The organism is Anaerostipes amylophilus (assembly GCF_025567365.1).
GTDB lineage: Bacteria > Bacillota > Clostridia > Lachnospirales > Lachnospiraceae > Anaerostipes > Anaerostipes amylophilus.
This window is the reverse complement of record NZ_JAOQJG010000001.1, coordinates 325704-337975: the sequence shown is the minus strand read 5'-3', so window position 1 is coordinate 337975 and position 12272 is coordinate 325704. Positions and strand designations below refer to the sequence as shown.

Here is a 12272-nt window from a genome sequence, read left to right as displayed (position 1 = left end):
CAGATCATATCTGACTATGGTTTGATTATAATGGATAACATAAGAAAAGTACAGATAGACGAGGTGAGAGATTGAAGATATTTTAGTGCAATGAAATGCAAAATCATCACAAAAGTTACAAAAAAGTTAAGATTATGAACAAAATTTAATAAAAAACCTTTTTTTTCTGCAAAATACGAGTATAATAACATACAAAATACATAAGATTTACATTTGGGAGGAAATTATGGATTTATATTTAGATTTTGATGATCATTCCAAACGACACAGAAGGGGGCGCCGTGGATATGGAAGAAGAAATCGTTCTAGAAAACCTTGGATCATAGGAATCATCATTGTGCTGGTTGTGATCATTGGTGTGTTTTTTGGTGGAAGAAAATATATGGCATATCGAAAGGCACAGCAGGAAAAAGCGAGACGGCTTGCAGAAGCAAGAAAGATCGTAACGGTTATGATACCAGAGGGATATTCCATTGATATGATGGCAAAACGACTGGAAGATCAGGGAGTATTTAAAGCAGATGAATTTATTGCAGCGGTAAAAGATACAAGCCAGTACAGCAACAAATTTATCAAAGACATCCCATCCAAGAAGGAAGTAAAATATCAATTAGAAGGATACCTTTATCCAGATACTTATAAGATTTATAAAAGTTCAAAGCCAAAAGATCTGATTCAGAAGATGCTTGATAATTTTGAAAAGAAATATTCTGTACTTGCCAAGGATTATAAGGGAAAACATTCTATGGCAGAGATCATGACGATCGCTTCCATGATCGAGCGCGAGGCGAAAGTAGAATCTGAACGTCCGGTGATCGCAGGAGTGATCGAGAATCGTCTTGCAAAGAAAATGCAACTTCAGATCGATCCAACCGTATTATATACAACAACAAATGGGTTATATAATGCGAAGAAGGTATATTATAAAGATTTGAAAGTGAAAACGGTTTATAATACTTATGTGATCAAAGGATTACCTGCTGGACCAATCTGTAATCCGTCAGATACAGCGATCAAGGCGGCAATGAATCCTAAGAAACATAAATATCTGTATTATCGCACAGATGGAAGCAAAAAAGGAACCCATGTTTTCACAAAAACATTTGATGAACATAAGAAGGCGAAGAGTACAAGTACAAAAGATAAAAATAGTACAAATAGCACAAATACAACAAATTCAAAATCTTGAGTATTTTACTAAGGATTTAAAAACATTGTTATTTTTGTGACGTACAAAAAAAAATACCTAAAAATACATAAAAATCTCTTTAAAAACTTGTGCAAATAATGTAGAATAAAGCTGTATACAAAAGTTATATGTATACAGCTTTGTTTATGTTTTAAGCAACTTGTGAAAGTTGTAGTGATATTTTCTACGCTCATATGCTAGGTGGACGTAGAGATTAACAATGTGTGAATATATTCACACGAGATTTTTTAGGAGGAAGAGAACATGGCAAGAAAAATGAAAACCATGGATGGTAACACAGCCGCTGCACACGTATCATATGCGTTTACAGAAACAGCAGCAATTTATCCTATTACACCATCCTCACCAATGGCAGAGTCAACTGACCAGTGGGCAACACAGGGAAAGAAAAATATTTTCGGACATCCTGTAAAATTAGTTGAAATGCAGTCTGAAGGAGGAGCAGCAGGAACAGTACATGGTTCTTTAGCAGCTGGTGCATTAACAACTACTTATACAGCATCTCAGGGTCTGTTATTAATGATCCCTAACATGTATAAGATCGCTGGTGAACAGATGCCTTGCGTATTTGATGTATCTGCTCGTGCACTTGCATCTCACGCACTGAACATCTTCGGTGACCATTCTGATGTTTACGCTTGTCGTCAGACAGGTTTCGCAATGCTTTGCAGCTCTAGTGTTCAGGAAGTTATGGACTTAGGAGCAGTAGCTCATTTAGCAACAATTAAAGGACGTGTTCCTGTATTACATTTCTTCGATGGATTTAGAACATCTCATGAAATTCAGAAGATCGAAATGTGGGATTATGATGATCTTGCAGAAATGGTTGACTATGATGCAATCGACAAATTCAGAGCTGAGTGCTTAAACCCAGAACATCCAGTTCTTCGTGGATCTGCTCAGAACCCTGACATCTTCTTCCAGGCAAGAGAAGCAGCTAACTCAACATACAATGCTTTCCCTGCAATCGTTGAAGAATATATGGATAAAGTTAACGCTAAGATCGGAACAAACTATAAATTATTCAACTACTATGGTGCTGAAGACGCTGAAAGCGTTATCATCGCTATGGGATCTGTTTGTGAAACAATCGACGAAACAATCGATTACTTAATGAAACAGGGTAAAAAAGTCGGTGTTGTTAAAGTTCGTCTTTACAGACCATTCGTTGCTGAAAAATTAGTTGAAGCAATCCCTGAAACAGCAAAAGTTATCAACGTATTAGACAGATCTAAAGAGCCTGGAGCAAGAGAACCATTATACCTTGATGTTGTTAACGCATTAAGAGGAACAAAATTCGAAAGCTGCACAATCAATGGTGGACGTTATGGATTAGGTTCTAAAGATACTACACCAGCTGATATCATCGCTACATTCGAAAACGTTGATAAAAACGAATTCACATTATCTATCGTGGATGATGTTACAAACTTATCTCTTGAAAGAGGAGAAACTCCAGTTACAGCTCCAGACAGCATCGTAGCTTGTAAATTCTGGGGACTTGGAGCCGACGGTACTGTTGGTGCTAACAAGAACTCTATCAAGATCATTGGTGACCATACAGACAAATATGCTCAGGCATACTTTGATTATGATTCTAAGAAATCCGGTGGTGTTACAATGTCCCACTTACGTTTCGGAGATGACCCAATCAAATCAACATACCTGATCAACAAAGCTGACTTTGTTGCTTGCCATTGTGCACCATATTTAACAAAATATAACATGGTTCAGGACTTAAAAGACGGTGGAACATTCCTGTTAAACTGCAGCTGGACTCCAGAAGAAGTTGGAGAACATCTTCCAGGACAGGTAAAAGCTTACTTAGCTAAACACAACATTAAGTTCTATATCATTGATGGTATCAAGATCGGTAAAGAAATCGGACTTGGTGGACGTATCAATACTGTATTACAGTCTGCATTCTTCAAATTATCAGGAATCATCCCTGAAGAAGATGCTATCAAATATATGAAAGACGCTGCAACAGCTTCTTACAGCAAGAAGGGTGAAGCTATCGTTAAGATGAACCACGATGCTATCGATGCTGGTGCAAAAGCTATCGTTGAAGTACCAGTTCCAGCTGAATGGGCTGACGCTGAAACAGAAAGCTTATTCGTTGAAGCTAAGGGAGATAACAAACCTCTTGTTGATTACATCAACAACGTACAGAACTACGTTAACGGACAGGAAGGTAATGCTCTTAAAGTTAGCGATTTAGTACCTTACGTAGATGGACATATGCCTTTAGGTGCATCTGCATATGAAAAACGTGGAGTAGCAGTAGACGTTCCTTCTTGGAATCCAGATAACTGTATCCAGTGTAACTTCTGTGCTTATGTATGTCCTCATGCAACAATCCGTCCAGTAGCTATGACAGAAGAAGAAGCTAAAGCAGCTCCAGCAGCTACTAAGACAGCTGATATGACTGGAATGCCAGGATACAAATTCGCTATGACAGTTACAGTTCTTGACTGTTTAGGATGCGGATCTTGTGTAAACATCTGTCCAGGTAAGAAGGGTGAAAAAGCTCTTACAATGCAGGGATTAGATTCTCAGAGAGATCAGCAGGAAGTTTATGACTATGGTCAGAAATTACCAGCAAAAGAAGAAGTACTTGCTAAATTCAAAGCTGATTCCGTTAAAGGAAGTCAGTTCAGACAGCCAATGCTTGAGTTCTCAGGAGCATGTGCTGGTTGTGGTGAAACACCTTATGCTAAACTGATCACTCAGTTATTCGGTGAAAGAATGTACATCGCAAACGCAACAGGATGTTCTTCTATCTGGGGTGGATCTGCACCTGCTACACCATACACAACAAACGCTAAAGGACAGGGACCAGCTTGGGCTAACTCACTGTTCGAAGATAACGCAGAGTTTGGTTTAGGTATGTTCACAGGACAGAACACATTAAGAGAACAGACAAAAGAAAAAGTTGTTGCATTAGCTGAATCTACAGATAACGCAGATGTTAAAGCAGCAGCAGCTGAATACTTAGACACATATACAGACGGAAGCAAGAACGGAGCAGCTACAGATAAATTAGTAGCAGCATTAGAAGCTTGTGGATGCGACGCTGCCAAAGAAATCCTTGCTAAGAAAGAATTCTTATCTAAGAAATCTCAGTGGATCTTCGGTGGTGACGGATGGGCATACGACATCGGATTCGGTGGTGTTGACCATGTATTAGCATCTGGAGAAGACGTAAACGTATTCGTATTCGATACAGAAGTTTACTCTAACACAGGTGGACAGGCATCTAAATCTACTAACTTAGGTGCAATCGCTCAGTTCCAGGCAGCTGGTAAAGGAACTAAGAAGAAAGACCTTGCAGCAATCGCAATGAGCTACGGATATGTATATGTAGCACAGATCGCTATGGGTGCTGATTACAACCAGACAGTTAAAGCAATCGCAGAAGCTGAAGCTTATCCAGGACCATCATTAGTTATTGGATACGCTCCATGTATCAACCACGGTATCAAGGGTGGAATGAAGATTGCTCAGACAGAAGAAAAGAAAGCTGTTACTTCTGGATACTGGAATCTGTTCAGATTCAACCCAACATTAGCTGCTGAAGGAAAGAATCCATTCCACTTAGATTCTAAAGCTCCTACAACAGAATACGAAGACTTCATCATGGGAGAAGTTCGTTACAATGCATTATCTCGTCAGAATCCTGAAAGAGCTAAAGCACTGTTCGCAGAAGCTAAAGCAAACGCAGAAGCTAAATACAACAGATTAAAAGATATGTCTGATAAATAGGAATTCCATCCAGAACCTTAGTGAATCCGAGCCACAGGCGAAAGATGAACTTAGTTGAGAGGATGTGTCCCTTAGATAATCTTAATCTAATAAATCAAATCCCTCTTTGTGAGAAATTGCAAAGAGGGATTTTTTTGATTTATAGGAAGGAAAGTATGCAGGACCATGATAAAACCAGGGGTAAAGTTTTTGTGTTTGTTCTATGTAGAGACATAAAAATAAGAGCCAGACTTTTTAAGCCCGACTCTATATTCATTTCTAAGAACACTGACGAAATGTCTTATCTGTAATAATCCTTGCAAAGATCAATCCAAGAGGCAACGCCATAATAATAAGAAAAGCTTCTGTAAACCAATAAGCACCAGTATTGATCGAGGTAATACCAATATTGTAAATTGCCAGATACAAATATAATCCAGGGACCATAATAACAATTGAAGGAACCGTCAGAGAGATTCGAGGATAACCAATCGAAGTCTTGATCATAGATGCCAGAAGTCCGGCAAGCAAAGCACCAAGGAATGCAGCCGCAGCTGGTGGAAAAGAAGCAAGATCCACAAGTTCCAGACGAGTAGTATTGGCAATCGCTCCGATCAAACCTGCGGTAGCGGCAAGTCGTAACGGGCTGTTAAACATCACAGAGAATCCTAACACTCCAAAAAAGCTTGCGATCAAACGGAAGATCAGATACTGAAATTTATTAAGACCAAGTGGAAGGAAATCCATTGGTTTCAAATGAAGTACCAAAGCAAGCATCCAGGCAGTTAAAGTTGCTACAGCGATAATGATGATCGCATAAGTTAAACGTTCCATTCCAGATCGCATATCTAGTTTCGCAAGGTCAATGCCACTTGTGATAAATGGGAATCCTGGAATAATAAAAAGCATGGAACAGATATATCCAGCTTGATGGTGTATCGAAACATCAAATCCAGATTTTAATGCCATGAATGAAATTGTGTATACAACACATGCCAAAGCAACGCTTGCAGCGGTGCATAGGAATAAAGTCAAATGATGCTGATTCATTTTCGCCCGAAGATAATTTCCGGCACCGGCACCTAAGAATGCACAAAACATCTCAGTCGGACCACCACCAAGCAAAAAGGTAAATGCGCAACATGCAACTGCCGCAGCTAATCCAAGAAATGGTGGGGAATAAAATCCATGGATTTCATGAATCTGATCAAGAAGGGTGTGAAGCTCATCTCCAGACATTTTCTTGCAGTTTGTAGCAAATTTGTTAACAAATAGTTCCATCCGATAAAGTTTTGATGTATTGACACCTGTATTAAACAGACATAAAGATTCTGTATAACAATCACCACCATCAATGCAGGTATATTCAATTGATAATAAACCAATATCGGCAGTACATGTAATTCCAAGCTCTCTGGCAAGTGTGTTCATAGAACTGCGTACTCTCCAGGCTCCGGTTCCACATGACAAAAGCATAATTCCGGTACGGCCGATGATCGAGGCTTTTTCACTTAATGAGGCTTCTGTGATCGGATGTCCGAGGCTTTTTCTCGTATAATCATGCCATGGTATCCGCATATGATTATGAAATTCTTCTTCCATATAATATTACACCTCCGAGTCCATAAGAATTTCCAACAATTTCTTTCCAGCAGTTCCGATAGGTCTGGTGGAATCGGTAATAAGGCAGATATCTCGAGGATTTGCATGTTCTTTCACAGATATTTCCACGACTTCTCCGCGCTTTATAGAATCCTTAGCAAGAGTTTCTGGACAAAAACCAATTCCAAGATCGTGCTGCACTAGTGATAAGATCTGGTTTGTCGTAGCAGTCTCCATATCTGGAGAAAATACCAATTGATTCTGGTAAAAATATTTTTCATAAAAGTTTCTGGTTGCAGTTCCTTCATTCAATGAAATAAATGGAAAATCCTGCAGATCACGAAGCCTTTTTGGAGAAAATCCAATATCCTTGTAAGAAGGACCACCAATCAAAATATCGCGAAAAGAACAAAGTTGTTGAGACTGTAGTGGATGTTCACAATATAATGGAGTTGTTACAATGCTGAAATCAACAAATCCCTTTCGTAAAGCTTTAATTGCCTGTGGTGTTGAATGGTTGGAAATTTTTAACTTAATATGTGGATAAAGTTTATGAAATTTCTCTAATTTTGGCAATAAAAGCAAGTGAAGAGCGGTTTCACTTACTCCTATCGTTACTGTTCCAGATTTTAAATTCTTTGTTCGATTCAATTCATCATTTCCAGAGGAAATCTGTTGAATTGCAATTGCTACATGTGCATAAAGCTGTTCTCCTTCTGGCGTAAGTTTGATTCCACGATGGGAACGAATAAATAAAGTACAGCCTAATTCACTTTCCATAATATTCATGCAGCGAGTGATATTCGGTTGGTTATTGTGTAAGATTTTTGCAGCTTTTGAAAAGCTTTTATATTTCGCAACAAAATAAAATATACGATAATAATCAAAAGGCATGATTTCAATCTCCTTGTTATATAAAATTTGTATGTTGATGATATGATATATATATTTTACATATCTTTCTTACTAAAGTATAATACAGTTGATGAAAAAGTCAAGAAAGGGATGATCAGCGTGGAAACAATTTTTCCAAGAGAAGAAAACGCAGAGCACATATTTGAAAAGATTTTGGAAAACGAAGATGCTTGCGAACGACTACGAGAGTTATTTTATGAAGAGTTTGCCAACAGTGGAAATCGTAATCTTTCGGAAAAACAATTTGTGAAAGCCCTGTTTGATGCATATCAAAACAGAGATTTGTCCGCTTTCTTGATGGAAATCTGCGGAAATAGTATGTTTGATCTGCTGAGAAATGCTTTTTTGATTCCAATAAGATTTAATGACAAAGGAGTGATAAATCCGGTAAGATTAACAGATTCAGAAGGAGAATTGATCAAACAGATAAAAGTAAACAAACAGATTTCATCAAAACAATACAAAATGTATAAGCAAATTTTAAATCAGGCAGATGATATTCCTGATTATGAGATTTGTCTTGCATATGGATTCCGTGAAAAACATGATTATAGACAAAGAAATGAGATCAATACCATGAAGATCGGAGAACATATTGGAATTCTTTTATTATTTAAACTTCCAAAAGAAGTAGAAGAAAATATTAAAGACAATGAAGTCTACAGCATTGTATGGGATTTTATGATGAGACTGGAAGAACAATTACCAAGAGCGTTCATGTATTATGGTATAATGGATGAAAACAAATTTGAACAACCAAGCAGCGAAATCGGTATTTTTCTTCCTTTCCGTCACTTTGAACACCAACTAGAGAAAAACATCGAACAGGCCAATGGTATTGGACTGGGATGCAGAGAACGAATCCTGTCAATGATCAAATAGAAAGGAACTATCTCATTCATAGTTACCAATAGTAGTAGTCATAAAAGACATCGCATGAAATTATCGTGCGGTGTCTTTTATGTTATTGGATAAAAATAATAAAGCATATTGACATTTTAAAAAAAGTGACATACAATATTATTGTATTAAGGAAGTAATACAATAATACAATGAGAAGGAAGGAGTAGTATGAGTTGGAAGATAGATGATGGACGGCCAATCTGGACACAGCTCAAGGAACAGATGATCAAGAGAATCGTATCAGGAATCTATTCAAGTGGAGAGAAACTGCCAAGTGTTAGGGATCTAGCAGGAGAAGCAGGGGTGAATCCCAATACGATGCAACGAGCATTATCAGCCCTTGATCAGGATGGTTTAACGATCACCAACCGAACAAGCGGACGATGTGTCACAGAAGATATAGCGAAGGTAGAAGAATGCCGAAAAGACATCGCACACAGAATCGTAAAACAATATATCAGGGATTTAGAGGAACTTGGATACAATAAGGAAGATGCAGTTGCATTGATCGGAAAGGAAGAGGAAGAATGAAGGATTTGAATTTAATAGAATTAACCAATTTAGAGAAAAGGTACGGAAAGAAAGAAGCCCTGAATGGGGTGAATTTAACAATAGGGCGAGGAAAGATCATCGGACTTCTAGGACCGAATGGATCTGGGAAGACAACACTGATCAAGTTATTAAATGGGTTGTTACAGCCAACGTCAGGTGAGATCAAAGTGAACGGCAAAGCACCAGGTGTGGATAGCAAGAAGATCATCAGTTATCTGCCAGATAAGATGTATTTTGCAGACTGGATGAAGATTTCAGATTTAATGAATTTCTTTGAAGATTTCTATGAAGATTTTGACCGTAAGAAAGCAGAGGCAATGTGTGAGACATTAAAGATCAATCCAGAAGCCAAGATCAAAAGCTTATCCAAAGGAAATAAAGAGAAAGTTCAGTTAGTTCTGGTAATGTGTAGAAAAGCAGAACTCTATTTACTGGATGAACCAATCGCAGGAGTTGATCCTGCAGCCAGGGATTTTATCTTAGATACGATCTTAAACAATTACAATGAGGAAGGAACAGTGATCATTTCCACACATCTGATCGCAGATATCGAGAAGATCATGGACGAGGTTATTTTTATCAAAGAAGGAAGCATCGTTACATACAAATCAGCCGATGACTTAAGAGAAGAAAGCGGCAAATCTATCGATGCCCTGTTTCGTGAGATATTTCATACGGATGTATACAGAGGAGGGGACGAAGTATGTTAGGCAAATTAATTAAGTATGATCTGAAAGCATTAGCAAAGATTTTAGCACCATTATGGGGTGTACTTTTAGTGATGGGAATCATCTTTGGAATTAGCATTCGTTCCAACCTTGAGGGAATTGGAAATACGATGATCGTATTCAGTCTTGTTGTTATTGTTGCAGTGATCGTTGCGATTTTTGTCGTGAACGTGATCATTGTGATCCAGCGGTTCTGGAAAGGATTGCTTCAAGAAGAAGGATATTTAATGTTTACATTGCCAGTTACAACAAGAAGCCTGATCTTATCGAAAGTGATCAGTGCATTGATCATCAGTTGTGGAACTGCTTTTGTGATCTCTTTATTAGGGGTAGAGATCATAGCGATCAGTCCAGTAAAACTTATGGATACCGCAACGTATTTTGGAAATTGGGTCATCAAAGTACACGCAGGACCATGGATCGGATATGGAGCAATCATAGCGGTGGTAAGTCTGCTAAGCAGTATTTATCATGTATACGCAGCAATGGTGATCGGACAGCTGAGCAACGGCAATTGATTCCTGTTTGCATTTGTGGCATATGCAGCATTATCAATCATTGTATCACTTATTGGAATTCCAACAATGGAAAGTTTAGGAAATATGGGTTCAAACCTGCAGAACGCATTTGGATTTGACAGTGATCTGTGGATCTATCTTGTAGAGAATATTGTGATCATTGTTATTTATCATATCATTACAGAAGTGATATTAACAAAGAAATTGAACTTAGAGTAGAAAAAGAGAAAATACAATGAGAAGATGGGAACATATGTTAAGAAAGTTGATCAAATATTAATATAATAATATAAAAAGGTGCTACCGATGACGGTTTAGCTGATTAATATAAGTTTTATAGACCGCTTACTTTCTCAGAGTAGGGCGGTCTTTTTCTGTCTTGGCATCAAGAAAAATAATAAATTGATACGTGAACAATCGGCGTCAGGGCAGAGGAAAAAGCAGGCTTCTTACACAGACTTCTTATATTTACGATGGAAAAGTAAAGAATCCAGCAGTGAAAGTATTAACACAGGCAACTTTTCAAGTCTTAGCAAGAAGAAAAAATATTATGTTCAGGTTCGTACTTATAAAACGGTATCAAAAGTAAACTATTATTCTAGCTGGAGTGGAAAGAAAACAGTTGTGACGAAATAAAAATAATGGATAACAACAAAGAACAGGTATGCATAAGAAATTTAATGAATTCCAAAACATACCTGTTCTTTATGAAGTCATTGTCATACAACTGTTCATCTTGTGATATACTAAATATAATAGAAAGAAAAGGAGGAACAACCTATGCGAATGTACGATCTCATATTAAAAAAACGACAGGGCAATGTCTTGACAAAAGATGAAATAGATTGGATGATCCGTGAATATACAGATGGGAGGATCCCAGATTATCAGATGTCTGCGATGATGATGGCGATTTGTTTTCAGGGGCTTGATAAGGAAGAAACTTATGAGCTTACGATGGCAATGGCACAAAGTGGTGAGATGTTAGATCTGTCAGGAATTAAAGGCATTAAGGTAGATAAACATAGTACTGGAGGAGTTGGAGATAAGACTTCTCTTGCATTGACTCCGATCGTTGCATCTCTTGGAATTCCTGTGGCGAAGATGTCTGGACGTGGACTTGGACATACGGGCGGCACGATTGATAAACTTGAAAGTATTCCAGGATTTTCAACGCAGTTGACAGATGAACAATTTGAAGAACAAGTAAACTCTATAGGTGTTTCCATTATGGGACAGACAAAGAATCTGGCACCTGCGGATAAGCTTTTGTATGCATTGAGAGATGTGACAGCGACAGTGGATCAGATTTCTTTGATTGCGAGCAGTATTATGAGTAAGAAACTGGCAGCTGGTGCAGATGCAATCTTGTTAGATGTGAAAACTGGCAGTGGGGCATTTATGAAAGAAAAATCAGAAGCTGTGAAATTAGCACAGGAGATGGTTGATATCGGGAAAAGTGCTGGAAGAAAGATGACAGCAGTGATCACGAATATGGATGAACCACTTGGAATGGCAGTTGGAAATATTCTGGAGGTTAAGGAAGCGATTGATACGCTGAAAGGAAATGGACCAGGAGATTTCACGGAACTGGTAGAAACACTAGCCTCTCATATGCTGATGCTTGGAGGTGTTGCAGAGAAATTTGATGACGCAGTATCCATGGTAAGAACTACGATCAGAGATGGAAAGGCACTTGCAAAATTTAAACAGTTTGTGGCTGCACAGGGCGGTGATACAAGATATATAGATCATCCAGAACTGTTTGAACAGGCACATGTAATAGAAGAAATACGCTCAGAACAAGAAGGATTTGTTGAACATATTAACGCACAGGAGATAGGAATCTGTTCATTGATCCTTGGTGGTGGAAGAGAGACGAAAGACAGTCAGATCGATCCGTCAGTTGGATTAGTATTTTCAAAGAAAGTTGCAGATCCAGTGAAGAAAGGAGATTTGCTGGCAACGATTTATGGAAATGAAGAGGAGAAAGTCAGACAGGCAGTGAAACATTTTAAAGAAAATTTCCATATAGCAAAGGATCAGCTAGAGAAACCACAGATGATCAAACAAGTATTATCTTAAATCAAATTGCATAAA

10 protein-coding genes are annotated in these 12272 nt (G+C 38.1%); 8 read left to right on the top strand and 2 right to left on the bottom strand.

What is annotated here, in order from left to right; translation table 11 throughout:
* The first annotated feature begins 226 nt into the window (after window positions 1–226).
* Window positions 227–1189 (top strand): endolytic transglycosylase MltG, encoded by a 963-nt coding sequence (mltG, locus tag OCV53_RS01665; RefSeq protein ID WP_055196362.1) that lies wholly within the window; start codon window positions 227–229, stop codon window positions 1187–1189.
* A gap of 264 nt (window positions 1190–1453) precedes the next feature.
* Window positions 1454–4975 (top strand): pyruvate:ferredoxin (flavodoxin) oxidoreductase, encoded by a 3522-nt coding sequence (gene nifJ, locus OCV53_RS01660; RefSeq protein ID WP_055196361.1) that lies wholly within the window; start codon window positions 1454–1456, stop codon window positions 4973–4975.
* 258 nt (window positions 4976–5233) lie between these two features.
* On the opposite strand, the gene OCV53_RS01655 is transcribed toward nifJ, so the two are convergent.
* The gene (locus OCV53_RS01655) at window positions 5234–6556 is read right to left on the bottom strand and encodes a threonine/serine exporter family protein (RefSeq protein ID WP_055196360.1); all 1323 of its coding nucleotides are present in this window, start codon (window positions 6554–6556) and stop codon (window positions 5234–5236) included.
* Window positions 6557–6562: 6 nt separating this feature from the next.
* On the bottom strand, window positions 6563–7450 hold the full coding sequence (locus OCV53_RS01650; RefSeq protein ID WP_022374427.1) for a LysR family transcriptional regulator: 888 nt from the start codon (window positions 7448–7450) through the stop codon (window positions 6563–6565).
* A 42-nt stretch (window positions 7451–7492) separates the two neighbouring features.
* Here OCV53_RS01650 and OCV53_RS01645 point away from each other — a divergent pair, with 42 nt between their 5' ends.
* The 6 genes from OCV53_RS01645 to OCV53_RS01620 all read left to right on the top strand — a co-directional run bounded on the left by OCV53_RS01645 (window position 7493) and on the right by OCV53_RS01620 (window position 12257).
* Window positions 7493–8353 carry a DUF4866 domain-containing protein gene (locus OCV53_RS01645; RefSeq protein WP_022374426.1) on the top strand — a complete coding sequence of 287 codons (861 nt, stop codon included), beginning with the start codon at window positions 7493–7495 and terminating at the stop codon, window positions 8351–8353.
* A gap of 189 nt (window positions 8354–8542) precedes the next feature.
* Window positions 8543–8905 (top strand): GntR family transcriptional regulator, encoded by a 363-nt coding sequence (locus OCV53_RS01640; RefSeq protein WP_022374425.1) that lies wholly within the window; start codon window positions 8543–8545, stop codon window positions 8903–8905.
* Window positions 8902–9636 (top strand): ABC transporter ATP-binding protein, encoded by a 735-nt coding sequence (locus OCV53_RS01635; protein ID WP_022374424.1) that lies wholly within the window; start codon window positions 8902–8904, stop codon window positions 9634–9636. The genes OCV53_RS01640 and OCV53_RS01635 overlap by 4 nt, the downstream gene beginning before the upstream one ends.
* Window positions 9630–10172 carry a hypothetical protein gene (locus OCV53_RS01630; RefSeq protein WP_242852082.1) on the top strand — a complete coding sequence of 181 codons (543 nt, stop codon included), beginning with the start codon at window positions 9630–9632 and terminating at the stop codon, window positions 10170–10172. The genes OCV53_RS01635 and OCV53_RS01630 overlap by 7 nt, the downstream gene beginning before the upstream one ends.
* Before the next feature lie 66 nt (window positions 10173–10238).
* Entirely contained in the window at window positions 10239–10391 is a 153-nt protein-coding gene (locus tag OCV53_RS01625) for a hypothetical protein (protein WP_242852081.1), read from the top strand.
* Window positions 10392–10952: 561 nt separating this feature from the next.
* Complete coding sequence (locus OCV53_RS01620; RefSeq protein WP_022374422.1) at window positions 10953–12257, top strand: pyrimidine-nucleoside phosphorylase; 1305 nt, start codon at window positions 10953–10955, stop codon at window positions 12255–12257.
* Window positions 12258–12272 lie beyond the last annotated feature (15 nt).